A 26,489-nucleotide genomic window follows, 5' to 3' on the forward strand; every position below is an offset into this window, starting at 1 on the left:
GCGCGGCTGCCTCGATTGGTCCGCTTGCGTCGCGCTGGCGGCGTCGGGTGCTGCACGAGAGAAGGGGAACCGCGCGAGGGAAGGACGCATCTTGCGAATGCGGCCTTCCCTCGCGCGGTTCCCCTTCTGTGGAGTGGGCGCGGGCGCGACTAGCTGGCGCGGTGCGCGCGGTGGGTGCGGTGCGCGCGGCGGCGGCGCGCGACGAATGCGGCCGCGACGCCGAGGGCGACGGCCAGGAGGCCGCCTGTCACCGCTGCGGAGAGCATCGGCTCGTTCACGCCGGTGCTTGACAGGCCGCCAGGGCCCGACGAACCGGACGAGCCCGGTGCGCCGGCGGACGGATCGGACGGCCCGGTCGGGCCGGTGGGGGCCGTCGGTGCGTCGGTCGACGGCGGCGTGGTCGCCGGGATGGTCGGGGGAGTGGTCGGTGGCACCGTGGTGGGCGGCGTCGTCGTCGGCGGGATATTCGGCTCCGCCTGGAGGGAGACGAGGCGCACGGACGGCAGCTCATCGCTGAAGATCGCCGGAGCACCGGCTGCGAATCGCACCGTGGTGCCCTTCGGGTCGACCGTGAGGTCCGCGAACGCGCGGCCGAGGTGCTGCTCGGCGGCCGTACCGGCGATGAGGTTGGCGCCCGCGACCGGCTGTGCCAGGAGGTCGGCGGTGTTCAGCACGCCGGAGGGCGACGTGGGCAGTTCGCCCGCGACGAGCGCGCGCGAGTCGAGCGCGACGACATAGCCGGAACCCGGGTTCTCAGGGTTCGGGGACCCGTCCATCGCGCCGATCAGCGGCATCGACCAACCGTCCATCCGCACGGCGCCGACCGCGTGGCCGAAGTGGTCGTCCGAGGCGACGCCGTTGATCCACCAGCCGCGCGGCACCGCGGCGCCATCGGTTCCGGTGGACCTCACGGCCAGGTCGTCCGTCGCGGCCGGGTCGGTCGTCACCGTGGCGCGCGAGGCGGAGCCGAGGATGATCGCAGCGCTGCCGCTCTTCGGGGCGTCCGAATCGCCGCCCATCATGATGTCGTCGAAGCCGTCGCCGTTGATGTCGCCGATGCCGACCGCCGAGCCGCCGAGGAGGTCGTAGCCGCGCTTCGGGCCCTCGATCCGGAACCCTGGGACATCGACCGCGCCGACCGTGACATCGCCCGTCACCTCGGTGAGGACCCAGCCTGCGCCGGTCGCGAAACCCTTCGAGCCGGGCACCGTCCAGGACGCGGCACCGACGTACAGGTCGTCGCGGCCATCGCCGTTCACGTCTCCGGCCGCCACGACCGACACGAGGTCGATGCCCGCGCCGGAGATGCGCGGACCGGGAGCGGCTGCGAGGGTGCCGCGCTCAGGGAGTTCGTCGGCGCTCAGGATCGTGACCTTGCCGTTGGTGTCGGTGACGCCGACCTCGTCGCGGCCGTCGCCGTCGATGTCGCCGACACCCATCGCGCGGGTGACGGAACCGGTGAGTGCGCGCCCACGCGAGCCGAGGCCGTCGAGGACGACGGTGCTGAAATCGGCTGAACCGAAGACGATGAACACACCGGTGTTCTGGGACACGATGACGAGGTCGTCGAAGCCGTCGTTGTTGGTGTCGCCGGCGCATCGGACATCGACACCGCCCATCTTCGTGCCGGCGGTGTCGATGATGCGCACGGAATCGAGCGACTCGATGTCGCCGGACGCCACGGTGTCGCCGGCATCCAGGAGCACGTACCCGGCGGTCGCGCCGGGGGTGAAGTCGAAGGTGGCGTAGGTACCGATGCCGACGTCGGGGATGCCGTTGCCGTTCACATCGCATCGCATCTGGGAGACGGAGCTCCCGAACGCGGACCATTCTGGTCCGGTGACGGTCGCGTCGTGCGAGACAGGTGCGGCCGAAGCTGCCAGGGAGGATCCGGCGAGGCCGGTGAACCCGACGACCACGGCCCCCAGGACGGCGGCGGCGAGTATCGGGCGGGAGAACTTCGACACGGGTGGAGCTTCCATTCACTTCGGGGCTTGTGCGGGAACCAGACCGGCGCCGAGAAGTAAGGGTAGCGTAACCTAACTACTTCCTGTGAATCGTCTATGCGATCGTCCGCGGGGGAGAAGGAGAACCGCGCGAGAGAAGGACGTTTTGGCGCGCAGAGGCCTTCTCTGGCGCGGAATGCCTTCTGCGGGGCGGGCGGAGGCGGGCCGGGCGGAGGTGCGAGCGGCGCGAGGCAGGCAGGGCGGCGGGAGGCGGGCCGGGCGGCGGCGCGGCCGGAACATGACGCCACACAAGGCGACGTTCCGAGCGAAGGCTGGTACATCTGGTCTGTACCGAACAAAGGACGGACCCGTGCCAGACGCAACCTCTCCGCTGCAGCACCTCGGCGTGCTCACTCTCGGGCGCTTCGACCCCGCTGATCCCGTGCGCGGCCACGAGTCGGCGATCTGGCTGTTCGAGCAGGCGGAGGAGCTCGGCTTCGACAGCGCCTGGCTCCGCCAGCGTCACCTCGAAACGGCGATCTCGTCTCCGCTGTCCGTCATCGCCGCCGCGAGTCGCAGCACGAAGCGCATCGCGCTCGGGACGGCGGTCATCCCGCTCGGCGGCGAGAACCCGTTCCGGCTGGCCGAGGACTTCCACACCGTCGACCTGCTGACGCACGGCCGCCTCAATCCGGGCTTCAGCGTCGGCACCCCGATGAACTGGGAGTACTACAAGGAAGCGATGTACCCGGCGTCCTGGGAGTCGGAGGACCTCACGCACGCACGTGCGGAGCGGTTGCTGCAACTGTTGCGAGACCCGCTCGTCTATCAGGACGAGATCGGCGGAGAGCTGTCGACGAGGACGATCCAACCGCACTCGGCCGGCCTCGTCGACCGGGTCTGGTACGGCGCCGGCAGCACCCGATCCGCAACGTGGGGCGCACGTCAGGGCCTCAACCTGCTCACGAGCAACGTCGTGCGCAGCCATGACGGAGACCTCGACTTCGCCCGCAACATGGCCGCCGTCATCCGCGCCTACCTCGACGCCCATCCGGATCCGGCGTCCGCCAGGATCTCCGGCGGCCTCGTGATCATCCCGACGGACGGCGCCACACCATCGCAGTTGGCCAAGTACCGCGCCTATGTCGAGGAGCGCGATGCCCGCGCCGCGAAGGCGTGGGGCCCCGGTCAGAACCTGTTCCAGCGGGACTTCATCGGGACGTCGGCGGAGATCGTCGAGCGCCTGCAGAACGACCCTGGTTTCGCGCTCGTGACCGATACGGCGTTCGCGCTGCCGTTCCCCTTCGACGACGAGGACTACGCGCAGATCCTCGGCGACATCCGGCACCATGTCGGCCCGGCGCTCGGCTGGACGCCCGCGGAGTAGGCGGGACGAGTCAGCGTCCGCGTCGCTGCGCCTGGAGCGAGAACAACGACGGCGCCGGCGTGCCCTCGGTGAGGTCGGCGAGATAGCGGCCGACGACGGGCGTGAACTTGAAGCCGTGTCCGGAGAACCCCGCGCCGACCGCGACGGGACCGATGCGATCGATCACGAAATTCGAGTCCTCGGTGGTCGTGTACGTGCAGCTGATCTCGGTGAAGGCATCGGCATCGACCCCGGGCAACCAGTCGCGCGCATACCGTTGGAGCGCCGTGAGCTGGTGCGGTTCGCTCCGGAAGCTGCGCGCATCGGGATCGGTCACCGGGCCGACACCGTGCCATCCGGCCTTGATGCCCTCCCCGGGCGTCTGCATGCCGTAGACGGGCGACGGCCAAGAGCCGTAGCGCGGATCGCCGGCGGTCGGCAGATGGTTGAACCCCGGCCAGACGAGGCTGTCGTCACGCTCCGCGAAGTGCGCCGGCTGCTCCTGCGTCACCGTGAAGCGTGGCAGCGCGAGCGCACCGCCGAGCAGCTTCGCCGTCCACGCGCCGAGGGTCACCACGAGCCGGCGCGACTCGAACACCTCCGTGTCGCCCAGCGGGTTCCCGTCCGGATCCGTGCGGACCACCTCGACCCGCGTCCGATCATCGCCGAGCACCTCGATGCGCGTCACCCGCGCGTGGTGACTCACCCGGGCGCCGTGCGCCGTCGCCGCGCGCTGCAACGCCTCGACCGCGCCATCGGCGTTGAGTCGCCCGGCCTGCGGCGTGTGCAACACCCGGTCGTCGAACCGGATGCCGGGCCAACGCCGGCCGGCCTCCTCCGTGCTCAGCAGCTCCGCGTCGAAACCGAAACCGGGCAGCAGGGCTGCGATGTCGTCGAAGGACGGATTCCGGCCGTGGTTGACGACGCCCACCTGATCGAGCAGGCGCGTACCCGTCTCCACCTCCAGATCCCGCCACGCCGGCAGCGCCTCCGCGAGCATCCGGAGGTAGGTCGGATCGCCGTACGACAGGTTGAAGTTGCGCGATGCCCCGTGCGAGGCGCCCTGGTGGTGCCCGGGGGCGAACCGTTCGAAGAGCGCGACGTCGACGCCCCGACGCGCGAGTTCGAGCGTCGCGGCCGAACCCATCGCCCCACCGCCCACCACGATGGTGTCGATGAACTCGCTCACCGGGACTGCGTCGCGAACTCGGCCGGCCGCGGCAGGGCGGATGATGCCGGCGGGTGCTCTGCGTCCAACGCCGCGTGCCGCTCGGCGTCCAGCGCCGCGAGGTGTGTGAGCAGCGCACGGGCGACCCGGTCGTTCTCTCGGAACGAGACCGCGTTGGTGCGCGGCCGGGAGAACGCGCCGACGAAGGGCGAGTTCGTGTACGGCCCGATCGCGTAGCTGCGATCGGACGGCGTCCCGGCACCGCGCACGACCCGACGGTCATCGGGCCGTACCGAGAGCCGGCCGGTGGATGCGGCGTACGCCTCCCGCCCCGCCACCTCCGGATCCCGCGCGATCTCCTCCAACGCGTCGCCCGACGCGAGCAGCACCCGCAAGAGCTCGTTGTCGCTCCGCGCGATGCTGGTGTCCGGCAGCCGCGCGTCGACGAGGGCCGATGCCGTCACCACCCGGTCGTGATTCGCACTGCCGGCGCGGAACGAGCCGCCGTCCTCATCGGTCTCGACCCACATCTCGCCGCCGATGAACTCCACGATCCCCGCCTCCGAGAGGGCGAGCAGTTCATCGAGCCGATGCGCCGGCGGGCCGCTCGCGATGAAGCTGAAGTACCCGAGCCACCACCCGTTGAGGTCGGCGACCCTGGACCTGGCCGACCACTTGGGCGAAGCCAGGAGGTCGGCGAACACGAACATCGCGGTCAGGATCGACAGGAACAGCCCGAGCGTCGCACTGTGCTCCTGGAGGGTGCGCAGCGTCAGATCGCGTTCGATGTAGGCGCGCGTCGCAGCTTGCAGCTCCTCGACGGTGTCGAAGTGCGCGCCGGCGAGCGGTCGATCCAGCTCCGGGAGGAACAATCGATCGATCTCCTCCGGCACCGACGACTCGATCAACGCGGTCAGTGCTGCGGCGTCCGCGCGCACCAGGGCCTGCTCCGCGGCGGTGCCACCGCCAAGCAACGGGTGGCCGCTCGTGCGGGTGGCCGAGCGCTCGGACCCGCCGCCGTCCTCTGCGCGAGCCGGCGTCGGAGCCGATGCCGATGCCGTCGCCACGATCGCGGCGCGCGCATCGATCGCCGCGAAGCGCTCCGCGAACTCGGCCCACGGCAGGCTCACCCGCTCCGGATGCCCCGTGAAGAGCTCACGGTAGTAGCCCCACAGCATCTCCTTGGCGATGAGCGGCCAGACGTCCGTGGCGAAGTCGAGCGAGTCGCGCTCCGCTTCGAGCCGGGCCGCCGTCTCCGCGGTGAAGAACCGCGGAACCGGCGCATCGCCGACGAGGGTCGAGCCGATCTTGGAGTGGTACGGGACGCCGCGCCTGGAGCCGATCACGATGCGCGGCTCGCGCCCGGACGGCACGTACCGCAGGCGCGTGCCAGGGGCATCGCCTTCCGCTGGCTCGAATCGGCCACCCCGCCCCTCGGTGAGCAGCACGGTCAGGTCGACCGCCGCCAGCCCGAACCCGCGCACGATGACGCGCTGGCCGGGAGCGATCGGTCGGGTGTCGGCATCCGCGGTGAACGCCGGCGGCAGGTAGTAGAGGTCGTGCCGCGCCGCGAAGTCGATCAACCCGGCGTGCTCCGGCTCGGGATCGGCCCCCGTGTGCCCGAGCGAGTACAGCACGAGGTCGACCGTGATCGTCTCGCCGTTGTCGAGCTCGACCACCTGGCGGCCGTCGGGGGCATCGGCGACCCGGCGTGCCGAGGCGCGGTGCTCATGCACCCGGACGTCGCCGCCGAGGAGCGCGACGGCCTCGTCGAAGAACCAGCGCAGGTACAGGCTCTGCAACCGCCTGGTCGGGAAACTGGCCGGGCCGAGGTGTTGCAGCTCCGCCCGGAGCACCTCGTCGAGTCCGCCCCGGCCGTCCGCCCAGGGGAGCACGATGTCGCCCTGCCGCACCTGCTCGGCCCATTCCACGAGGGACGGCCCTGGCCGCACCGGGCCATCGATGGTCGAGCGCTCGTCGGTGAACATCGTGACATCGGCGGCCATCGAGTTCAGTTTCAACAGGGGCGACTGGTCGTGCCGCCAGATGCGGCCAGGGCCCGCCGGATGCGGGTCGACGAGGTGCACGGCGAGCGGCGTCCCCTCGCTCCACAGCTCCCCGAGGTTCGCGGCGAGCCGCTCGATCACACCGACGCCGCGGGGTCCTGCACCGATGACGGCGACGGAGGCCACGGCGGGCGATGACGGCTGGATGGACTCAGGCATCCCACAAGACTCCCCACCCGGAGGGCGTTTCGGACGGTTGTGACCGCACATGACACGGATGACGATTTGTGAAAGCCGATCATTGCCGCCCGCCGAGTCGTGAACCTAGTGTCGGGCAACCGGCTTGAGCCAACCTGGCCGTCCGGTCCCACAGAATCGGAACGGAGCAATCGTGCCCATCGAGTTCCTCGGCATTGCAGCACTCAACGACGGCAGCGAGACTCGCGCACGCAGCGGCCCGAGCTTCGACAAGGACTACACGCTGCGACTGGCGCGTGCCCACGAGGACAACGGCTGGGACCGCATCCTCTTCGCCTACCACTCCGGAGCCCCCGACCCGGCGACGGTCGCGGCCTTCGTCGCCTCGAAGCTCGATCACCTGAAGCTGCTCCTGGCCCACCGGCCGAACGTCTCCGTGCCGACGTATGCGGCGAAGGTCGTCGCGACGCTCGATCAGATCAGCGACGGCCGGGTGAACGTCCACATCATCACGGGCGGCTCATCGGCGGATCAAGCAGCCGAGGGCGACTTCCTCACGAAGGACGAACGCTATGCGAGGACCGGCGAGTACATCCGCATCCTCAAGCAGGCGTGGACGAACAGGGAGCCGTTCAGTTTCGACGGCGAGCACTACCGATTCGAGCACTTCGTGAGCGACATCTGGCCGGCCCAGCCCTCCCGACCGCAGGTGTCGTTCGGTGGTTCCTCCGCCGCGGCCTACGCCATCGGCGCCGCCGAGAGCGACATCTACGCGCTCTGGGGCGAACCGCTGGCCAACACGGCGGAGCAGATCCAGACGGTGACCGATGCGGCGCTCGCCGCAGGACGCACCTCACGACCGCGCATCCAGGTGGCGTTCCGGCCGATCCTCGGCGCCACGGAGGCGCTCGCCTGGGAGAAGGCGGAACGCATCCTCGGATCGATCGAACAGCGGACGGCCACCCTGCCGGCCGCGGTCGCGAGCGATCTGCGCAATCCGGAGAACGCGGGGTCCCAGCGGCTGCTGTCGATCGCCGAGCAGGGCGACCGCTTCGACCGGGCGCTGTGGACGAAGGTCTCGGCTGCGACCGGCGGACGCGGCAACTCCAACGCCCTCGTCGGCACCCCGGAGACGGTCGCTGCTGCCCTGCTCGACTACATCGATCTGGGCGTCGACATCATCTCGGCCCGCGGCTACGACTACGTCGACGACACGATCGACTTCGGACGCTACGTCATCCCGCTCGTGCGCGAGGAGGTCGCCAGGCGCGATGCGGCGGCACGCGATGGCGAGACCGGCGACGCGGACGGCGCAGCCGGCGAGAAGGAGCAGTCCCGTGACGCTGCTTGAGGGCCGTCGCCCGACGGACGAGGGTCCGGAACAGGATCATGCACCAGGTGAAGGAGCCGAGGACGTGCCGTTCGAGGAGTTCGTCTACGTCGCCCCGAGCGACCCCAGGGCGCTGCCGCTCCTGACCGAACTGGAGCGCGAGTACAACGACCGCTACGGCGACATCTTCGGCGAGCCGGCTTCCGAGGAGCTCAACCGCTACCCGGAGGAGGAGTTCCTCGAACCGAAGGGCGCCTTCCTGCTGCTCCTGCGCGACGGGGTCGCCATCGCGGGCGGAGCGTTCAAGACCTACGACGAGCGGACCACGGAGCTCAAGCGCATCTGGGCGTCGTCGGAGCATCGGCGGCAGGGCCTTGCGAAACGTGTTGTGATCGAACTGGAGGACGAGTCCCGTCGGCGCGGATTCACCCGCTCCTACCTGACCACGGGGCCACGCCAGCCGGAAGCAGTCCGGCTGTACCTCGCCACCGGATGGACGCCGCTGTTCGACGTGACCCGGCCGCCGGAGCAGGTCGGCATCCACGGGTTCGCGAAGTCGCTGACCACCGAGGCGCTCGATCTGCCCGACATCCAAAGCCGTCACGATGCGGACCAGGCGGAGTTCCTCGCCGAGAACCCGTCGTTCGGGGCGGCTCTGGAGGCAGGGCTGGAAGCCGGGCCGGGAGCTGCTCTGGAAGCCCGGCCGGCCGTCGATCCTGAGCCGGTCATTGAAGCCGTCCGGACCACCGACGGGAGCACCTCATGACCGAGCTGCGGCAACGACCCACGGAGCTGGCGCCGGCCATCGCATCCCTGCCGAAGGACATCGACCTGCACCGCCTGGCCGAACGCAAGGTCGTCCCCCTGCGCCACCCGGTGCGCTGGGTCATCACGGCACTCGTGCTCGTCGTGCTGCTCAACTTCATCCAGACGCTGTTCACCAACCCGTCGTGGGAGTGGGCGAAGGTCGGCCACTGGTTCTTCAGCCCGCCCATCCTCAAGGGCCTCCAGCTGACGCTGCTCGCCACGGCCATCAGCGCCGTCATCAGCTTCTTCGGCGGGATCATCGTTGCCCTCGGACGGCTCTCCGGCAACCCGGTGCTCAGCGGGGTCAGCTGGCTCTACATCTGGCTGTTCCGCTCGGTGCCGCTCATCCTCGTGCTCATCTTCCTGTTCAACCTGGGCAACCTGTATCCGGCGATCGGCGTCGGCATCCCGTTCGGACCGCAGCTCACCGTGCCGACGTTCACGCTCCTGTCGCCGCTCCTGCTCGGCGTCATCGGCCTGAGCCTGTCCGAGATCGCCTACAGCGCCGAAGTCGTGCGATCGGGGCTACTCGCCGTCGACCAGGGACAGCACGAAGCCGCGAACGCCCTCGGCATCCCCAAGCGGCGCCAGTTCCTGAGGATCGTGCTGCCGCAGGCGCTCCGCTCGATCGTCCCCGCCTACGTCAACCAGATCATCGGCTTGCTGAAGGCGAGTTCACTCCTCTATTACGTCTCACTCCTCGACCTGTTCGGTGTGGTGCTCAACCTCGGGAGCACGTACCCGACCGACATCATCCCGCTCCTCGTCGTCGCCACGATCTGGTACCTCATCCTCACGAGCTCCATCTCGATCGTCCAGTACTACATCGAACGGTTCTACGCCCGCGGGTCCGTGCGGGTCCTCCCGCCGACACCGCTGCAGCGGGTGCGGCAGGCCATCGGCGGCCTCCGAGTGAAGGCGAGCTCATGACCATCGCGATCGACGTCCACAACGCCACGAAGTCCTACGGCGACAAACGTGTGCTCCGCGGCATCGACTTCAGCGTCGAGGCCGGAACCGTCACCGTGATCCTCGGCCCCTCCGGGTCCGGGAAGTCGACACTGCTGCGAGCGATCAACCACCTCGAGAAGCTCGACGAGGGGTATGTCTCGCTGAACGGCGAACTCATCGGCGTGCGGGTGAAGGGCAACCGGCTGAAGGAGCTGCGCGAGAAGGAGATCCTCCGCCAGCGGGCCAAGATCGGCTTCGTCTTCCAGAACTTCAACCTCTTCCCGCACCTCACGATCCTGGAGAACGTGAGCGAGGCGCCCATCTCCCAGGGGGTCAGACCCAAGGAGGCCCGCGACCACGCCAGCAGCCTGCTCGCCAGAGTCGGCCTCTCCGACAAGGAGGACGCCTACCCCCGCCAGCTCTCCGGCGGACAGCAGCAGCGGGTCGCGATCGCGCGAGCCCTCGCGCTGGAACCGGAGGTCATCCTGTTCGACGAGCCGACATCGGCGCTCGACCCCGAACTCGTCGGGGAAGTGCTCACGGTCATCCGGACGCTCGCCGGCAGCGGCAAGACCCTCATCGTCGTGACCCACGAGATCGGGTTCGCCCGTGAGGTCGCCGACCGCGTCGTGTTCATGGACGACGGCGTGATCGTCGAGGAGGGTCCGCCGGCCGAGGTGCTGTCCAATCCCCGACACACGAGGACCCAAGACTTCCTGAGCAAAGTGCTCGCCTGAGCGCCCGATCAGGTTGCCTGCGAGACGTCGCAAGCGGCCGCATCCAGCGGCACCCACCATCCATCCGCACTCCACAGACGCAACACAGCGAGGAACCATCATGACCACCGTCACCACAACCAGGCTCCGAACCATCGGAGCGCTCGCCACGGCAGCGCTCCTCGTGGCAGGACTCGCCGCCTGCTCCGGCAGCGCCACCGCAGCCGACGCAACGGCGGCCCCCACCGGGACCGTCACCGTGGGCGCCTTCTCCAATGGCGCCGGCACCGAGACCAAACTGAAGGTCGACACCGTCGAGGAGATCCGCAAGACCCTCCCGAAGTCGGTCCTCGACAGCGGCACCCTCACCATCGGCATCGGAGCACTGCCCTCCGGCTTCCCGCCGCTCGCCTTCACGGGTGACGACAACGAGACCCTCACCGGTGCCGAGCCCGACCTCGGACGCCTCGTCGCCGCGGTGCTCGGACTCAAGCCCGACGTGAAGAACTCCACCTGGGACAACCTGTTCGTCGGGATCGACACGGGCGCCACCGACGTCGGATTCTCCAACATCACCGACACCGAGAAGCGCAAGGAGAAGTACGACTTCGCCTCCTACCGCGGCGACAACCTCGCCTTCCAGGTGAAAGCATCGAACACGTGGGAGTTCGACGACAACTACGAGAACCTCAACGGGCTGACCGTCGCCACGAGCTCCGGCACCAACCAGGAGAAGATCCTCCTGGCGTGGAAGGACAAGCTCGAAGCGGAGGGCAAGACCCTCAACGTCGTCTACTTCCCCGACTCCAACTCGATCACCCTCGCACTCAACTCTGGCAAGATCGACGCCCAGTTCAACCCGAACCCGGGCATCGCGTACCAGAACAAGCAGTCGAAGGACGGCGCGAACCCCACCAGGACGGCCGGTGTCTTCTCCGGTGCAGGCGAGACGCTCAAGGGACTCATCGCCGCGACGGTGAAGAAGGACTCCGGGCTGGCGCAGCCCATCGCCGATGCCATCAACTACCTCATCGAGAACGGCCAGTACAAGGAGTGGCTCGACGCGTGGGGTCTGCAGGACGAGGCCGTCGAGAAGTCGCTCGTGAACCCGCCCGGACTGCCGCTCGACAACAGCTGACGCTCGGTCGGACCCCGGGCGGACCTGGGTCGGACCTGAGTCGGACGCTGAGTCCGACCCGCGATCGGACACGCTGTCCGACCCGCCGCGCCGTGACTTCGGCGCCCATCGACGAACCCGTCGGAGGCAACAGCCTCCGGCGGGTTCGTCACATTCCGAATTCTTACCCGCCGCGCTTTCCTCAGGCGCGCGAGTGTGGTCGGCTCGGTGCATGACACGGACACTGCACCTCGCGGTCGCGCTCGATGGAGCCGGCTGGCACCCGGCGGCCTGGCGGCACCCGGCCGCACGACCCGCCGACGTCTTCACCCCGGGGTACTGGGTCGATCTCGTCGCAACCGCCGAACGGGCGGGCATCGACTTCGTGACGATCGAGGACTCGTTCTCGCCGCATCCGCGGTTCGGGGGTGCTGGTGCCGGTGCTGGTGCGGGCGACGGCGGCGACCGGGTGACCGGCCGGCTCGACGCCCTGCTCGTCGCGTCGTACCTCGCGCCGTTGACCACACGCATCGGACTCGTGCCGGCGGTGTCGGTGACGCACACCGAACCGTTCCACGTGGCCACGGCCCTGCAGACGCTCGACTTCGCGAGCGAGGGCCGCGCCGGCTGGCGGGTGCAGGTGTCGGCGACGCCGGCCGATGCCGCGCTGTTCGGCCGCCGGGTCATCGAGCCGATCGACCTCGACGCCTACCGTCGCGGCGAGGTGCAGACGGTCATCCGTGACCTGTTCGATGAGGCCGGCGACGTGATCGAGGTCGTGCGGCGCATCTGGGACAGCTGGGAGGACGACGCGATCATCCGCGATGTCGGGAGCGGCCGGTTCCTGGACGGATCGAAGGTGCACTACCCGGATTTCGAGGGGCGCTTCTTCAGCGTGAAGGGCGCGTCCATCACCCCGCGCTCGCCGCAGGGGCAACCCCCGGTCACGGCCCTCGCGCACGCCACGATCCCGTATGAGCTCGCAGCTGAGCACGCCGACATCGTCTACATCACCCCGCAGAGCCCGGAGCACCTGGCCGAGATCCTCGCCGAGGTGCGCGATGCGGAGCGGCGGTTGCGGCCGGAGGGGTGGCCTGCGCTGCTCGTCTACGCGGACCTCCTGGTGCTGCTCGAAGGCAATGCTGAGGACGCCGTTGCTGCGCTGTCAGCGCTCGACGACCTCGCCGGTGCACCGCTCGCATCGGACGCGCTCGTGGTGGCCGGAACGCCCACGGCGCTCGCCGAGCGACTCCTCGACGGACAGCGACGCGGACTCGACGGCTTCCGGCTGCGACCGGCACGGCTCCCGGTCGACCTCGATGCGATCGCGCGCGAGGTGGTGCCGTTGCTCGAGGCCGCCGGGGTGCGCGATGTGATCGGTGTCGGTGGGGAAGTGGGTGCCGACGGGGGAGCCGCGACGCTCCGCGAGGTGCTCGGGTTCGAGCGGCCCGCGAGCCGATACGCGGGCGCTACCGCTGACATCGCCGAGGACGTCGCGGCCGATCCCCGGTCCGTCTCGACCGGATCGGGGGTGCGCGCATGACCCGCGACGGCCTGCGCCAGGTGCACCTGGCCGCGCACTTCCCCGGGGTGAACAACACCACGCTCTGGAGCGACCCGACGTCCGAGAGTCAGATCGCGTTCTCGTCGTTCCGGCACTTCGCGCAGAACGCGGAGCGCGGCCTGTTCGACTACCTGTTCCTCGCGGAGGGGCTGCGTGTGCGGGAGCACAAGGGCCGGGTCTACGAGGCGGATGTCGCCGGCCGGCCGAACACGCTCGCCATCCTCGCGTCGATCGCCGCGGTCACGAAGCACATCGGCCTCGTCGGCACCCTCAGCACGACGTTCAACGAGCCGGTCGAACTGGCTCGCCAGCTTGCGACGGCCGACCTCTTGAGCGGCGGCCGCATCGGCTGGAACGTGGTCACGACATCGGACGCGTTCCACGGCGCGAACTTCCGTCGGGGAGCGTTCCTCGACCGTGACGACCGGTATCGGCGCGCTGCGGAGTTCCTCGACGTCTCCAAACGGCTGTGGGACAGTTGGGCACCCGATGCGGTGGTCGCCGACAAGGCCGCCGGTCGGTTCATCGCGCCGGGCAGTGTGCGCGAGGTCGACTTCCACGGCGAGCACTTCGACGTGACGGGCGGGTTCGGGGTGCCGCGGAGTCCACAACGGTATCCGGTCATCGTGCAGGCCGGCGACTCGGCCGATGGCCGCGATTTCGCCGCGGAGCACGCCGACGTCGTCTTCTCGCTGCACAGCGAGTTCGCGGATGCGCAGTCGTTCTATGCCGAGGTCAAGGGGCGGCTCCCGGCCGCGGGCCGGAGCGAGGACTCGCTGAAGATCCTGCCGGGCATCGGCTTCGCGCTCGGGGACACGCGGGCGGAAGCCGAGGACCGCGCACGTGAGATCGCCCTCGCCCAGACGAGCGGTGCGACCGCGATCGCCTTCCTGGAGCGTGTGTGGGGCCGGGATCTGACGTCGTACGATCCCGACGGGCCGCTGCCGGACATCGATCCAGACCTCGCCGGTGCAGGCATCACGCAGGGGCGGGCAAACAGCGTCGCGGATCCGAAGGCCACCGCCGACGCGTGGCGTGCGCGGGCCGAGGCCGAGAAGCTGAGCATCAGGCAGCTGGTCATCGCGCTCTCGGACCGGCACGGCCTCGTCGGCACACCGGGCCAGGTGGCGGACGAGATCAACCGCTACGTGCAGGAACGGGCGAGTGACGGATTTGTGATCGTCGGGCACACCAACCCGTACGGGCTCGACGAGTTCGTCGACCGCGTCATCCCCGAGCTGCAGGAGCGCGGCGTGTATCGCTCCGCGTACGACGACGGCGAGCCGCTCCGCAGCGTGTTGGGCGTGCGCGAGTACGCCGGCTGAGCCTGCCGGCACGGCAGCGCGGCAGCGTGCACGGGAGAAGGAGAACCGCATGGCAGAAGGACGCTTTCGCGTATGGACGCCTTCTGCGGCGCGGTTCTCCTTCTGTCGCGCGGCGCGCTGCGATGTGCTCCGCGGCGCGCGCTGCGGTGTGCTGCGGGGCGGCGGTCGTGAGCCGCGGATCTTGCGTCCGAGCCCGATTCCCGAGAGTGTTGCATCGTGACTGAACTGCAGCCCGTTCCGCTCAAACATCGACCTCGCATCTGGATCGGCCTCGCGATCTGGGTGGGATACCTCGTGGTCGTCGGGGTGATCCAGGCCGTCAGCGGCATCCCGTACGACAGCTGGGGCGATAGTGCAGGGAACCTGTTCCTCGGCGCCGGGGTCTCACTCATCATCGCGTCGGTCCTCCTGGTCATCACGACCACACTGCTCGGGTGGTGGCGACCGGCGATGCGGGAACGGGCACACAGCCGTCATCGGTGGCCGCTGTTCGTCCCGATCCTCGCTGCGATCGCCCTCGTGATGAACCTTGCCGGCACGGACTGGGCAGCGTACAGCGGCGCGTTCTTCGCCGCATCGTGCGTCCTGCTGCTCGTGGGCTTCACCGAGGAGCTCGTGAGTCGCGGCATCCTGTTGACCGCGCTGCGGAGTCGACTCGGCGAGGGGTGGGTGTGGTTCATCACGTCCGCCCTGTTCGGGCTGTCGCACCTCATGAACGTGTTGCTCGGCGCGCCGCTCACGGGGACGGTCGGGCAGGTGCTGGCTGCGTTCCTCGGCGGCACGATCTTCTACATCCTGCGTCGGACGACGGGCACGCTCATCTGGTCGATGGTGCTGCACGGGCTGTGGGACTTCTCCGTGTTCGCAGCCGGGGTCGGGCACGCCGGCGACATCACGGCGATCGGCAACGTGGTGTACCTCACGGCCGGCATCCTCGGTCTGCTGAGCGTCGTGTTCGTGATCCGAGGTGCGAACGAGCGCGGGGAGCCGCGCTCGCCGCTGGCCTGAGCCGCCTGAGCCGCCTGCGCTGACCGCGATGCACGCCTGAGCGCTCTGCGCTGCGTGTGGTCCACGCGCCGCCGCGCGGGAGAAGGAGATCCGCGCGACAGAAGGACGGTTCAGCGCAAACAGTCCTTCTGCGGGGCGGATCTCCTGCTGCGGAGCAGCGCTCGCAGGCCGGCCGGCAGGCGAGCCACGGCGATCGTGGCCCAATGCTCACGCCACTCGCTGCTCATGGCGCCGCCGCGCGCTGCCGCTTGCTCTGAACCACCTCGTTCGGGATGCCTCGGGAGAACAGGAGGGACAGCATCGCGACCACGATGAGCCCGAAGAGGGCGACGCGCAGCGACGAGAGCTGCGAGTTCCGGTAGACCGTCTCGAGTGTCTTGGACTCCTCGGACGTCAGGCCGGCGCGCTCCGCGATCTTCGGGACCTCGGAAGCCGGGACGATGCTGACACCGTGCTGCGTCTCCTCGGCGACGACCGCTTTGACCTCGGTCGGGAGCGAACTCGACGCCGTGCCGGCTGCGAACGACGTCGCCAGCGCTCCGATGAGGATCGACCCGATGAGCGCGGTGCCGAGCGACGACCCGAGATTCTGGAACACCCCCTGCAGACCGCCGACCTCGCTCGTCTGGTCCGTGTCGACACTCGACATGTTCACGTTGCCGAGCTGCGATGCGAGAAGGCCGAGCGCCGTTCCGGCGAGGAACATCCCCACCGCGAAGAGCGCGTGTCGCAGATCCTCGGTCACCGAACCGAGCAGGAGCAGCGCGCTGAACACGAGGACGAGCTGCCCCACCCGGATGATGCGACGCGGCGACCAGCGCGTCGACAACCGGGTGCCGACGATCGAGAACAACACGAGCGAGACGGACAATGGGAACACCTTCAGCCCGGTTTCGAGCGCATCGAGTCCGAGCGTCATCTGCAGGTAGACGGGCACGAGGAAGAACAGCCCGGCCGTGACCGCGTACTGCGCGCCCAGCACGGACAGGCCGCTCCGCAACTGCCTGATCGAGAACAGTTCCACGTGCACCAACGGCGATGATCCGATGCGTGAGAGATGCCGTTGCCGACGCACGAACAGCACCAGCAGGATCCCGCCGAGCAGCATGAGCCATGCTGTCGGGGAGATGCCGAGCGGCGCGATCTCGGCGCCGCCGACGCTGGGAGGGGAGAGCGGCACGATCCATCCCCAGGTCTTGCTCTGCAGCATCCCGTACACGAGTGCGACGAGGCCGATCGCGGACAGCAGGACGCTCGGCACGTCGATCCGGAGGCGCCGCCCGGTGCTCGTATCCGTCACAAGACGTGAGAACACGACGACCCCGGCCATGATCACGACTTCGGCGACGAACACGTACCGCCAACTGAAGTACGTGGTGACGAAACCGCCGATGAGGGGGCCAGCCGCGACGGCCGCACCCGACACCGCGCCGACGATGGCGAACGCCGTGACGCGCTCCCTGCCCGTGTAGTTGTCGGCGACGAGGGCGGCGATCGCCGGGATCACCAGCGCCGCGCCGAGGCCCTCGATGACCGACCAGCCGAGGAAGAGGAACAGCACGTTCGGACTCAGTGCTGTGATGAGCGACCCAACCGCGTACACGCACGAACCGATGACGAATGCGCGACGCCGACCCCACACATCGCCGAGTTTCGCGCCGAGGAGCATCACCGCGGCCATCGTGAGGGTGTAGAAGGTGATGGCGGCCTGCATCGCCGCGACGGTGGTGTCGAGGTCGGCGACCACGGTCGAGATCGACACGTTCATGACCGTGCCGTCCAACACCATCACGAACTGGGCGCAGCCGAGGATCGCGACGACGGTCCAGGTGCCGCGCCGGTCGCTCTGCTGGCCGTTCCGCCCGCCGTCCTGCTGGCGGTCGTGCCGCCCGCCCCGATGCTCGCCTCGTTGCTCGCCCCGTTGCTCGCTCACAAGGGCACCGGGACGTCGGAGCCGCCCTCGTGGGTGAGACGTTCCGCGACCTGCACAAGCGACGGGGAGCCGATGAAACCGCCCGCGATGAGCGCACGACCCTGACCGAAATGCATGGCCTGCGCGAACAACTCGGGCGGCACGGTGCCGAAGATGTCCGCCAGTTCCGCGAGATCGCGGGGGGCGGCGAGCTTCATGAGCACGAGGTTGTCGCACTGGCTGAGGACGTTGACCGGGATCTTCGACGGACGTTGGGTGGACAGCAGCAGCCACAGCCCGAACTTCCGGCCCTCCGCGGCGATCTGGGTGATCCGCTCGGTGAGCGCCCGTTCGACGGGTGTGACCGGATGCGGATTGCAGACGTTGTGCGCCTCGTCGATCACGATGAGGATCGGGTTCCGATCCTCCCGCCGCTCCCAGAGGTGATCGAGGACGCTGAGCGCTGCGACCTGCGGTTCGGCAGGGAAGCGGAACCCGCCGAGATCGAGGACCGTCGCGCGCGGGCGATCGTCGATGACATCCTCGGCCGAGCGGCCGCCCCACGCCCACAGGTTCCAGTCGAGGACACCGAGATTCTCGATCCGGCTCGCGAGATCGTGCTGGGCCTGTGCGCCGTTCGACCGCAGCGAGTCGATGAGCTCGGCTCGCCCGAGGGCGCCCAGTCGGTGTTCGAGATGAACCAGGACGTTGTACTCGTCGCGGTCGACGATCGGATCGAGCCCCAGCACGGCGGCGCGGGAGGCGAGCGGCAGATCGAGGAATCGGACGCGGAGCTCATCGGCGCCTGAGCCCGCGCCGGTCGCGCGCAGGACGCGGACATCGTCGAACGGGTCGGCGGAGGCGGCGGGGGTATCGGCAGAGTTCTCGTCGGTGCTGTCGGTGCTGTCGGTGCTGTCGGTGTTGTCGGTGTTGTCGGTGCTACCGGCGCCGTCGCCGATGGTGCTGCCCGTCCTCTGCCGTGACCCTGGCCGCGGTTCCTTGCGTTCGCCGAGGCGGACGAAATCCGCGTTCGGGTCGAGGATGAGCAGGGGGAGCTTCGTGTCGAGGAGGAGGCGTTCGAGGATGACGCCGAGGGCATAGGTCTTGCCGGAGCCGCTCTGCCCGCACCAGAAGGTGTGGCGGTTGAAGCGTCGTGCGTCGAGTTCCGCTGCCAGAGGTTCGAGGGTCGACGTGTCCGTGTCCGGGGCGCCTGGCTCCGATGCGGCAGCCTCTCCATCCGCGGTTTCGCCTGCGACCAGTGTGCCGATGTGCAGTCGGTGGGTCATCCGTCAGTCCTTTCGTCGTGCTGGGTGTGCCGGTGTGCCGATGTGCCGCGCGGGTCACGCATCGCGGATTGCACGGATCCCGCCGCGGTCGATCGCACGTATGAACGTCGCGTAGTCGCGATCGTTCTGGTCGGCGTAGCGCGTCGCGAACCGGCTCATCGCCCGGTCGAAGCGGTCGCTCCTGCCGAGGTAGGACGCGATCTCGACCCGGTCGCCGGTCCGCGCGTGCGCCCGCGCGAGCGTCTCCCCGCACAGCCGTGCGTATAGCAGGGCGCCCTGCACCGTGGCGTGCTCGGTGTCGATCGAACCTTTCCAATCGGCGAGCCTGCGCACCATGAAGTCACGCTCGACGCCATCATCGGCCGCGACCCGCTGCCAGCCGAGGAAGATGTCGCCCGCGGCCTGCATCGCGCGCTGTCCGCGCACGACCCGTTCGGCGTGGCTCTGGTATTCGCTTGCGCCGAGGTGTGCTTCCAGGACCGATGCCTGCGCCTCCTTCGCCTGCAGGAAGAGCGGATCGTGGTCGTCGCGCCCGCGGAGCAGGATGATCCAGGCCCGTGTGCCGACACTGCCGACGCCGACGACCTTCCTCGCGAGGTGCACGTACTCGAACTCGGTGATCGGATGGCGTTCGCGCGGCAGGGTTGCGCGATAGGAGGCGAGCAGGGCGCGCATCGTCCGTTCGTCGTCCGCGAAGCCGGAGTCCGCATCGACGAGGTCCTCCACGGGCACGATGAGCGGCGGGTCGGCGACGATGCGGAGTCGTCCGTCCACGACCCGCGCGAGCTTCGCGAGGGACCGGATGTCGTCCCGGGTGTGGGCCTTCTCGATGATCGCCTCAGTGCTCCGCAGCTGCTGGGATCCGGCCCTCGCCTCGGCGCGTTCCACCCGCACGAGCTCACGGATGCGGTCGGCGTCGAGATGGTCGTACCAGGCGTCCAGTACACGAGCTGCGGCCGATCGGCGCATCTGCTCTCGGTAGCGTCGGGCGACGGCGTGTGTGATCGCGCGGCGGTCTGAGCCTCGGAATCCGCGCGCGCGGCCGGCGATCTCGAAGCTCGCAACGAGCCGCTTCACGTCCCATTCGAAGGGGCCGGGGAGCGTCTCGTCGAAGTCGTTGACGTCGAAGACGAGCTGGCGCTCCGGGGTGCCGAAGACGCCGAAATTGCTGAGGTGGGCGTCGCCGCAGAGTTGCACGATGAGGCCCGTGCGGGGGAGCGGAGCGAGGTCGGCCGCCATGATCGCGGCGGCTCCCCGATAGAACGCGAACGGTGACACGGCCATGCGGCCGTGGCGGACGGGGACGAGCTCAGGGACGCGCGAAGCCGCTTGCGCCTCGAGGATGGCAACGGGGCCGATGCGGTCGGTCGACGCGGTCCACTCGGCGTGCGCTGAGCGCGGGACAGCAGCCCTCGTCGCCCTCCCCGTCTCGACACGTTCGTCGCGAGTTTCGTGTCCTGCAGGCATCGCGTCACCGCACTCTCGGCCGTATCCGCTGCACCGGAGGCGCTCCGCGTCGGCGGGCGTCAGGAGCTGTCGGTGGCGTCGGCGACTGCGGTGTTGTGGCGGTGGTGCTGCGGTGGTGCAGTCACACTGGACCCGATCCGGCGGCCGCGGTTCACCCAGGTCGGGTGAATTCATGCGTGCGGGGGATGCGGGGGCGCGGGGCGCAGGTGCAGCGCGAGGTCAGGGCGCCCGGTCGCCGCGCGGGAGAAGGAGATCCGCGCGACAGAAGGACGGTTCTGCGCAAACGGGCCTTCGGCGGGGCGGATCTCCTTCTGCGGGGCGGGGCCGCGCGCGGCGGCCGTCAGCCCGCGGTGACTGACGCGCCGATGAGCGCCTGAAGTTCGGTGGCGACCTGCTCGAACGGCGCCATGTCCCGCTGGGCCCTGGCGACGATGACGGCGCCCTCGCTCCCGGCGACCAGCAGGGTCGCGAGGCTGCCGGCGCGAAGCGATGGGACGCCTGCTTCGGTGAGGAGTTCGGCGAGGATCCCGGTCCAGTCGCGGAAGATCTGACCGCTGCGACCGACGAGTTCGGAGGACTCCGCGTCGACCGTGACGCCGGCGACCGCGCAGCCGACCGTGAAGTCCGTGTGGACGAGCAGGCGGCGCCACAGGTCGAGGAACCCGGCCACGACCTCGGTCGCGCTCGATCCGCGCAGGGCTTCGAGTGCCCGGAAGGCGTGGTCGCCGGAGGCCGCCAGCGCCGTCTCGACGAGTTCTTCCTTGCCGCCGGGGAAGTGGTGGTACAGCGATCCCCGGGGCGCGCCGGATGCCGCGATGACGTCGCCGAACGACGTGCCGTGCGAGCCGTGGCTGGCGATGAGCCGTTGGGCGGCATCGATCATGCTCTGCCGAGTGTTGTTGGCCATCTCTGCCTCCATAAAAGCTATGACGATCATCATATTTCGAGTTATGATGATCATCTGAATCTGAAAGGTGGCCACCATGCCAATGATCGACCTCTATGCCCCTGCCGGAACGTTCGCCGACACTCACGCCGTCGCAGTCCGCGCGGCTTCGATCGTCAAGGACGTCGAACAGGTGCCCGACATTCCGCTGTTCCGCAACAACACGGCCGCGTTTGTGCACGAACTGCCTGCTGCATCGATCTCCGACGCCGTTGGAGGCGGAGATCATGTACGAGTCCAGGTTCTCACGAACGACGGCGCCCTCGACCGCGACAAGCAGATCGCCGTTGTGCGCCAGTTGACCGATCTGGTCATCGAAGCGTCCGGGGGAGCCATCGCGGAGGATCGCGTGTGGGTACTGCTGACCGAGGCGGTCCCGGGTGGATGGGGCCTGTTCGGTCACGCACACACCAACGAGGAGATCGTCGCGGCCGCTCGTGCGGAGATCGCCCGTCTGACGCAGTAGTCGGATCGCGTCCGCGCGCACCCGAGGCGTGCGGACGGCGGTCGTGTGAACGACGAAGGGTGACGGATCCGTGTGGATCCGTCACCCTTCGTCGTTCACGGGTTGTGATGTGCGGTGCGTGGATGTTCACGCATCGCGCAATGCGTGAATGAGCGTGCATCTGATCGGTGCAGCAATCGCGGATGTGTGTCAGTTGTAGATGTCTTGTCGGTGTCCGAGTGCGACGACGACCACCAGGAGGACGTTGTCCTCGATCGTGTAGATGATGCGATAGTTCCCGACGCGGACGCGCAGGCCGGCGCGGCCCTGGAGGGCTTTTGCGCTTGGCGGGCGAGGGTCTTCGCCGAGCAGGGCGATTGCGCCCTGGATGCGCGTGCGGTCGTCAGGGTGGATCTTTCGGAGCGCCTTGACTGCTGCCGGGCGGAGCTCGATGCGGTAGGTGCTCATGCCCAGCCGAGGTCGGCTTTGACCTGGGCCCAGGGGATGTTCTCGCCTTCTTCCGCCATCGCATCGTCGAATGCGGCGACGTCGTCCGCGTCTTCGAGTGCCTCGATCATCCGGTTGTATTGTTCCGGGCTGATCACGACGGCCTCGAGCTTGCCGCGGCGCTCCAGGAAGACTGCCTCGTGGTGCGCGCGGTCGATGAGCTCGGGGAGCATGCTTCTGGCGGCGGTGACGGTAACGGTCGACATGCGTCAAGTGTACATTTGGTTGCTCATTCTGTACAGAATGGGCGGTCAAGCACCCGGCCCGAGATTGCGGCCGAGGTCGAGCTCGAAGTCCGCACCGAGGGCGATGGCCTGCTCGCGGAGCGCGACGCGTCGGGGAGCGCTCGCAGCAGCGATCGGGCCGATGGCTGCAAGGGTCTCGCGCACATCGTCGATCGTCGTGCGCAGCGAACGGTTCACGAGGCGCTTCGCCGTCGTGAGCGCATCGCCGTCGAAGGACGCGAGTCGTCTCGCGAAGGTGTCGACGAACGCATCGAGCTCCGCGTCGGGCAGGGCGCGATTCACCCAGCCGTACGTCTCGGCGGTCTTCGCGTCGTAGTCATCGCCCGAGGCGATGATCTCCAACGCCCGCGCTCGGCCGACCAGCTCCGTGAGCCGTTCGATGCCACCGCCCGCGGGGAGGAGCCCGGAGGGCAGTTCCGGCTGCCCGAGCAGCGCGTTCTCGATGCTCGCGAACCGGAAGTCGCACGCGAGGGCCAGCTCGCTGCCGCCGCCCCGCGTTCGGCCGCGGATCTGCGCGATGCTGATCACCCCGCTGCGCGCCATCGCATCGGTCGAGACCAGGAATCGTTCGAGGTCGCCGAAGGGGGATCCGCCCGGCCGTGGTTGCGAGACGTCGTACCTGGCGAGGAAGAAGTCCGGGTTGATGGAGTCGAACACGAGCACCCGGGCGTGGGCGCTCGTCGCCTCGGCGAGTACCTCGACGAGCTCGTCGACCGTTGTGTCGTCGAGCAGGTTGATCGGCGGGTTGTCGAAGGTCGCGCGCAGGTAGCCCGGCGCCGGCTCGGTGATGGTGAACTGCTGCATGGTGTGCTCCTCGGATCAGGGGGTGAGTGTCGCGGTCGCGATGAGCTGGTTGCCCTCGGTGACGTCGAAGACGACGCCGATGGTCGAACGGTCCTCCAGGACCCGCGCGATGACGTGGGCCAGGTCGATGCGGGCGAGCGATCCGCCGCCGAGGTTGCGACCGACCCTGATCGACCCGGTCCCCGGTCCACCCCGGAGGCCGGACGGGCGCACGATCGTCCAGTCGAGGGTCGTCCTGGTGAGGGAGTCGTCCGCCTCGCCCTTGAGGCGCAGGTACTCGCTGAACGGGTCCGACCCGGTGAGCGACGCATCCGCGCCCATCGACGAGATCATGACAAAGCGAGGGACGCGGTAGGCGGTTGCGGCGGCGATGGCGCGTACGGCTCCGTCGAGATCGACTGCCCGCTTCTGCCGGGTGCTGCTGCCGTATCCGGCGCCGGCGGCGAACACCACGGCGTCCGCACCGGCGAGGAAGGCCCAGTCGTCGGCCGAGGTGTCGTGTTCGAGGTCCAGGACCACGTAGTCGACCCCGGCAGTCGGGAGATCGGTGCGGTGGTCGAGTGAGCGGGTCGTGCTCACGATGTCGCCGCCGCGCGAGCTGAGGATGTTCGTCAGCAGTCGGGCCGTCCGTCCGCTTCCACCGATGATCGCTGTGCGCATCGTGCTGTCCTGCTCTCATCCCATGACTATGTATGACGATCGTCATATTAGCAGGATCGACCGATGATGCGAGATGCAGATGTGCGGCGATCGAGAGCCGGGCGACCGCCCGAGAAGATTTTCTGGTGCACGGGTTGCGCGTGTGTTACTGTCAACAACGCAAAGCGGTTTGCAAACACTGCCCGGCAATGAGGCACAGGTTTCCAAGGTGATTCACCAGAGAAATGGCGCGTCGATGTGGGCGAGAACGCAAACTAGTTCCGTCCCCCTTCCATCCCCCGTTCGATAGGGAGCCCCACATGCACGACGTACTCGACCCTCGCGACCTCGTCCCCGATGAGGCCGAGCAGCGCGCCCACAGCGGCTATGACGCGGGCGGTCTGCTCGAGGACGCACGCGCAGCGGCCGCCGCAAGCGACTACCCGGCGCTGACCCTGATCGCGGCCCGCCTGGACGAACTGCCGCTCGCCGCGGATTGGACGTACGACGAGCCGGACGACGAAGCCGTTCTGCTCGAACTGGCACAGACCGCATCGACCCTCCCGATCGATCAGGACGGCCTCCGCGATCGATTCCGCGGCGCCTGGCTCGGCCGCGCCGTCGGCAACACGATGGGCAAACCGATCGAGGGCCTCGGCCGCCGCGACGTCGAGACGTATCTGCGGGCGGGAGGCGACTGGCCCCAGACCGGATTCGTCCGGCTCGTGCACCCGCATCCGGCAGGCGTCGGTCCGCTGCACCCGGATGCGCCCGTCTCCGCGCTCGGCACCTTCAGCGACGTCCCGCGGGACGATGACATCGACTGGACGATCCTCGGGCTGCACATGCTGGAGCAGCACGGGCGGGACCTCACCACCGACGACATCGCGACCGCATGGCTCGACCGCCTGCCGTTCACGCAGACGTTCACCGCGGAGCGCGCCGCCTACCGGAACCTCATCCAGGGCCGGTCCGCGACCGAGACCGCGACGCACGTGAACCCGTACCGCGAGTGGATCGGTGCACTCATCCGCGCCGACATCTTCGGGTTCGTGCACCCCGGCGACCCGGCCGCCGCAGCTGCGGACGCCCTCGTCGATGCGCGGTTGAGCCACGTCAAGAACGGGATCTACGGTGAGATGTGGGCTGCGGCCCTCGTCGCGGCAGCCCTGGCGACGGACGACGCACGCGTGGCCCTCGATGCGGCCCTCGCCGTGGTCCCTGCCGGGTCCCGCCTCGCGGAGGCGCTCCGCGGCATCGCCGAACTGCACACGACCGGGGTCGACCACACGGCGGCACTCGACTGGCTCGACGAGCACCTCGGCCACTACAACTGGGTCCACACCATCAACAACGCGGCCATCATCGCCGCCGGTCTGTTGTGGGGGACCTCGTTCACCGACACGCTCGCCAAGACGATCGCCGGCGGGAACGACACCGACTCCAACGGTGCGACTGCCGGCAGCGTCTACGGCGCCCTCCACGGCTCCGACTCGATCCCGGCGGCCCTCGTGGGGACGACCCACTCCCGCATCCGCAGCGCCGTCCGCGGCTTCGACGGCATCACGGTCGAGGAGCTCGCCGACCGTACGCACGCCCTGCTGCACCGAATCGGCGGTGCGTGATGCATCCCGTCCCGGTCATCATCGACACCGATCCCGGGCTCGGCGAGCCCGGAAGCGTGATCGACGACGGCCTCGCGATCGCTCTCGCGGTCGCCTCTCCCGAACTCGACGTCCTCGGTCTCACGACCGTCAACGGGAACGTCGGCGCCGCGACCGGCTACACGCTCGCCCGCGAGCTGCTCTGCCGCCTCGGTCGCGCGGACATCCCGGTGCGGCTGGGGGCGGCGTCGCCGCTCCGGCAGGACATGGCGCGAGTGTGGGAGGTGTTCGGCGCCGAACCGCCGACGGACTCCGCCACATCCGATGCGGCATCGATCGATGCGACGGTGCCGCGCGATGCCGTCGCCTGGCTCATCGAGCAGGTCGCCGCCCGCCCGGGGGAGATCACGATCGCCGCGATCGGACCCGTGACCAACCTCGCCGAGGCGATCACGGCCGACCCGAGCTTCGCCCGGAACGTCAAAGAGATCGTCACGATGGCCGGGAACGCGACCGGACACGTCGAACACATCGACGTCGTCGCGGACTTCAACGTCCTCGTCGACCCGGAGGCGATGGACATCGTGCTGCGCTCCGGAGCGAATGTGCGGCTCATCGGGATCGACCAGACGAGTCGTGTTGTGCTCGATCGGGCCGATGCCGAGTGGTTGCGGAGCCAGGACCACGGCGACGCCGCGACGGGGCCGGGGGCGGGCGCGACACCGACTCCGGCAGCGTCGACCTGGCTCGCCGACTGCGTCGACGGCTGGATCGACGTCCTCGAAGCAGAGGCGTCGCACGACGACCCGGGAACGGCCCTCTGCCTGCTGCACGACCCGCTCGTGGTCGCAGCCATCGTCGATCCGTCGGTGTGCACGTTCGCCGCCGTCGGAGCGAGCGTCGACCTGGAGGCCGGCGCCATCGACATCGTGATCCCGGAGCCCGGGTCCGACTCGACGACCGCGATCACCGCCACCCCAGCCATCCGAGCGGCCGTCGACACCGACGTGCCCGCATTCCGTCAGCTGTTCCTCAGCAGGACGGCCACCCTCTAGCACCCGACACCACCACGAACCGAAGGGCAATGATGCTCGACACCACCCCGAAACCCGGAGCACTGCACCACCACACC

At 69.1% G+C, this 26,489-nt stretch carries 23 protein-coding genes; 12 read left to right on the top strand and 11 right to left on the bottom strand.

Translation table 11 applies throughout. The features are described 5' to 3' along the window. Window positions 1-149 precede the first annotated feature (149 nt). Entirely contained in the window at window positions 150-1,967 is a 1,818-nt protein-coding gene (locus tag ACL9RL_RS07830; RefSeq protein WP_422779664.1) for an FG-GAP and VCBS repeat-containing protein, read from the bottom strand. 349 nt (window positions 1,968-2,316) lie between these two features. Between ACL9RL_RS07830 and ACL9RL_RS07835 the strand changes: the two genes are divergently transcribed. After that, on the top strand, window positions 2,317-3,333 hold the full coding sequence (locus ACL9RL_RS07835; RefSeq protein WP_422779665.1) for an LLM class flavin-dependent oxidoreductase: 1,017 nt from the start codon (window positions 2,317-2,319) through the stop codon (window positions 3,331-3,333). 10 nt (window positions 3,334-3,343) lie between these two features. Here ACL9RL_RS07835 and ACL9RL_RS07840 read toward each other — a convergent pair whose 3' ends face one another. Together ACL9RL_RS07840 and ACL9RL_RS07845 are read right to left on the bottom strand one after the other, a co-directional pair. Beyond that, window positions 3,344-4,501: an FAD-dependent oxidoreductase gene (locus ACL9RL_RS07840; RefSeq protein WP_422779666.1), complete on the bottom strand. Its 1,158-nt coding sequence runs from the start codon at window positions 4,499-4,501 to the stop codon at window positions 3,344-3,346. Continuing rightward, window positions 4,498-6,705 (bottom strand): FAD/NAD(P)-binding protein, encoded by a 2,208-nt coding sequence (locus ACL9RL_RS07845; RefSeq protein WP_422779667.1) that lies wholly within the window; start codon window positions 6,703-6,705, stop codon window positions 4,498-4,500. Before ACL9RL_RS07845 ends, ACL9RL_RS07840 begins: the two co-directional genes overlap by 4 nt. Before the next feature lie 172 nt (window positions 6,706-6,877). On the opposite strand from ACL9RL_RS07845, the gene ACL9RL_RS07850 reads away from it, so the two are divergent. The 8 genes from ACL9RL_RS07850 to ACL9RL_RS07885 all read left to right on the top strand — a co-directional run bounded on the left by ACL9RL_RS07850 (window position 6,878) and on the right by ACL9RL_RS07885 (window position 15,502). Continuing rightward, window positions 6,878-8,035: an LLM class flavin-dependent oxidoreductase gene (locus ACL9RL_RS07850; protein WP_422779668.1), complete on the top strand. Its 1,158-nt coding sequence runs from the start codon at window positions 6,878-6,880 to the stop codon at window positions 8,033-8,035. Further along, window positions 8,022-8,780: a GNAT family N-acetyltransferase gene (locus ACL9RL_RS07855; RefSeq protein ID WP_422779669.1), complete on the top strand. Its 759-nt coding sequence runs from the start codon at window positions 8,022-8,024 to the stop codon at window positions 8,778-8,780. The genes ACL9RL_RS07850 and ACL9RL_RS07855 overlap by 14 nt, the downstream gene beginning before the upstream one ends. After that, window positions 8,777-9,751 carry an amino acid ABC transporter permease gene (locus ACL9RL_RS07860; RefSeq protein WP_422779670.1) on the top strand — a complete coding sequence of 325 codons (975 nt, stop codon included), beginning with the start codon at window positions 8,777-8,779 and terminating at the stop codon, window positions 9,749-9,751. Before ACL9RL_RS07855 ends, ACL9RL_RS07860 begins: the two co-directional genes overlap by 4 nt. Continuing rightward, window positions 9,748-10,509 (top strand): amino acid ABC transporter ATP-binding protein, encoded by a 762-nt coding sequence (locus ACL9RL_RS07865; protein ID WP_422779671.1) that lies wholly within the window; start codon window positions 9,748-9,750, stop codon window positions 10,507-10,509. Before ACL9RL_RS07860 ends, ACL9RL_RS07865 begins: the two co-directional genes overlap by 4 nt. Before the next feature lie 100 nt (window positions 10,510-10,609). Next, a complete protein-coding gene (locus ACL9RL_RS07870) occupies window positions 10,610-11,626 on the top strand; it encodes an ABC transporter substrate-binding protein (RefSeq protein ID WP_422779672.1) in 1,017 nt (338 codons plus the stop codon). Between the two features lie 211 nt (window positions 11,627-11,837). Continuing rightward, window positions 11,838-13,148, top strand: coding sequence for an LLM class flavin-dependent oxidoreductase (locus tag ACL9RL_RS07875; RefSeq protein ID WP_422779673.1), 1,311 nt, complete (start codon window positions 11,838-11,840; stop codon window positions 13,146-13,148). Continuing rightward, the gene (locus ACL9RL_RS07880; protein ID WP_422779674.1) at window positions 13,145-14,494 is read left to right on the top strand and encodes an NtaA/DmoA family FMN-dependent monooxygenase; all 1,350 of its coding nucleotides are present in this window, start codon (window positions 13,145-13,147) and stop codon (window positions 14,492-14,494) included. Before ACL9RL_RS07875 ends, ACL9RL_RS07880 begins: the two co-directional genes overlap by 4 nt. A gap of 216 nt (window positions 14,495-14,710) precedes the next feature. Further along, entirely contained in the window at window positions 14,711-15,502 is a 792-nt protein-coding gene (locus ACL9RL_RS07885) for a lysostaphin resistance A-like protein (protein ID WP_422779675.1), read from the top strand. A 223-nt stretch (window positions 15,503-15,725) separates the two neighbouring features. Here ACL9RL_RS07885 and ACL9RL_RS07890 read toward each other — a convergent pair whose 3' ends face one another. The 4 genes from ACL9RL_RS07890 to ACL9RL_RS07905 form a co-directional block, all read right to left on the bottom strand. Further along, window positions 15,726-17,435, bottom strand: a complete 1,710-nt coding sequence (locus ACL9RL_RS07890) for an MFS transporter (protein WP_422779676.1) — start codon at window positions 17,433-17,435, stop codon at window positions 15,726-15,728. After that, window positions 17,432-18,700, bottom strand: coding sequence for an ATP-binding protein (locus ACL9RL_RS07895; protein WP_422779677.1), 1,269 nt, complete (start codon window positions 18,698-18,700; stop codon window positions 17,432-17,434). The genes ACL9RL_RS07890 and ACL9RL_RS07895 overlap by 4 nt, the downstream gene beginning before the upstream one ends. 54 nt (window positions 18,701-18,754) lie before the next feature. Then, window positions 18,755-20,167, bottom strand: a complete 1,413-nt coding sequence (locus ACL9RL_RS07900; protein ID WP_422779678.1) for a DUF2252 domain-containing protein — start codon at window positions 20,165-20,167, stop codon at window positions 18,755-18,757. Window positions 20,168-20,507: 340 nt separating this feature from the next. Continuing rightward, window positions 20,508-21,074, bottom strand: coding sequence for a TetR/AcrR family transcriptional regulator (locus tag ACL9RL_RS07905; RefSeq protein WP_422779679.1), 567 nt, complete (start codon window positions 21,072-21,074; stop codon window positions 20,508-20,510). Between the two features lie 76 nt (window positions 21,075-21,150). On the opposite strand from ACL9RL_RS07905, the gene ACL9RL_RS07910 reads away from it, so the two are divergent. Beyond that, window positions 21,151-21,579: a hypothetical protein gene (locus ACL9RL_RS07910; RefSeq protein ID WP_422779680.1), complete on the top strand. Its 429-nt coding sequence runs from the start codon at window positions 21,151-21,153 to the stop codon at window positions 21,577-21,579. A gap of 189 nt (window positions 21,580-21,768) precedes the next feature. Here the strand turns inward: ACL9RL_RS07910 and ACL9RL_RS07915 are convergent, their stop codons facing one another. The 4 genes from ACL9RL_RS07915 to ACL9RL_RS07930 are packed head-to-tail and all read right to left on the bottom strand — an operon-like array spanning window position 21,769 to window position 23,774. Beyond that, on the bottom strand, window positions 21,769-22,026 hold the full coding sequence (locus ACL9RL_RS07915; protein ID WP_422779681.1) for a type II toxin-antitoxin system RelE family toxin: 258 nt from the start codon (window positions 22,024-22,026) through the stop codon (window positions 21,769-21,771). Next, window positions 22,023-22,271, bottom strand: a complete 249-nt coding sequence (locus ACL9RL_RS07920; RefSeq protein WP_422779682.1) for a type II toxin-antitoxin system Phd/YefM family antitoxin — start codon at window positions 22,269-22,271, stop codon at window positions 22,023-22,025. Before ACL9RL_RS07920 ends, ACL9RL_RS07915 begins: the two co-directional genes overlap by 4 nt. A gap of 45 nt (window positions 22,272-22,316) precedes the next feature. Beyond that, on the bottom strand, window positions 22,317-23,114 hold the full coding sequence (locus ACL9RL_RS07925) for an enoyl-CoA hydratase/isomerase family protein (protein WP_422779683.1): 798 nt from the start codon (window positions 23,112-23,114) through the stop codon (window positions 22,317-22,319). A 15-nt stretch (window positions 23,115-23,129) separates the two neighbouring features. Further along, window positions 23,130-23,774, bottom strand: a complete 645-nt coding sequence (locus ACL9RL_RS07930) for an NAD(P)H-binding protein (protein ID WP_422779684.1) — start codon at window positions 23,772-23,774, stop codon at window positions 23,130-23,132. Between the two features lie 299 nt (window positions 23,775-24,073). Between ACL9RL_RS07930 and ACL9RL_RS07935 the strand changes: the two genes are divergently transcribed. Together ACL9RL_RS07935 and ACL9RL_RS07940 are read left to right on the top strand one after the other, a co-directional pair. Then, window positions 24,074-25,378: an ADP-ribosylglycohydrolase family protein gene (locus tag ACL9RL_RS07935; protein WP_422779685.1), complete on the top strand. Its 1,305-nt coding sequence runs from the start codon at window positions 24,074-24,076 to the stop codon at window positions 25,376-25,378. Beyond that, window positions 25,378-26,412 (top strand): nucleoside hydrolase, encoded by a 1,035-nt coding sequence (locus tag ACL9RL_RS07940; protein ID WP_422779852.1) that lies wholly within the window; start codon window positions 25,378-25,380, stop codon window positions 26,410-26,412. The genes ACL9RL_RS07935 and ACL9RL_RS07940 overlap by 1 nt, the downstream gene beginning before the upstream one ends. Window positions 26,413-26,489 lie beyond the last annotated feature (77 nt).

The organism is Plantibacter sp. Mn2098 (assembly GCF_049319745.1).
In the GTDB taxonomy this organism is placed as follows: Bacteria; Actinomycetota; Actinomycetes; order Actinomycetales; family Microbacteriaceae; genus Plantibacter.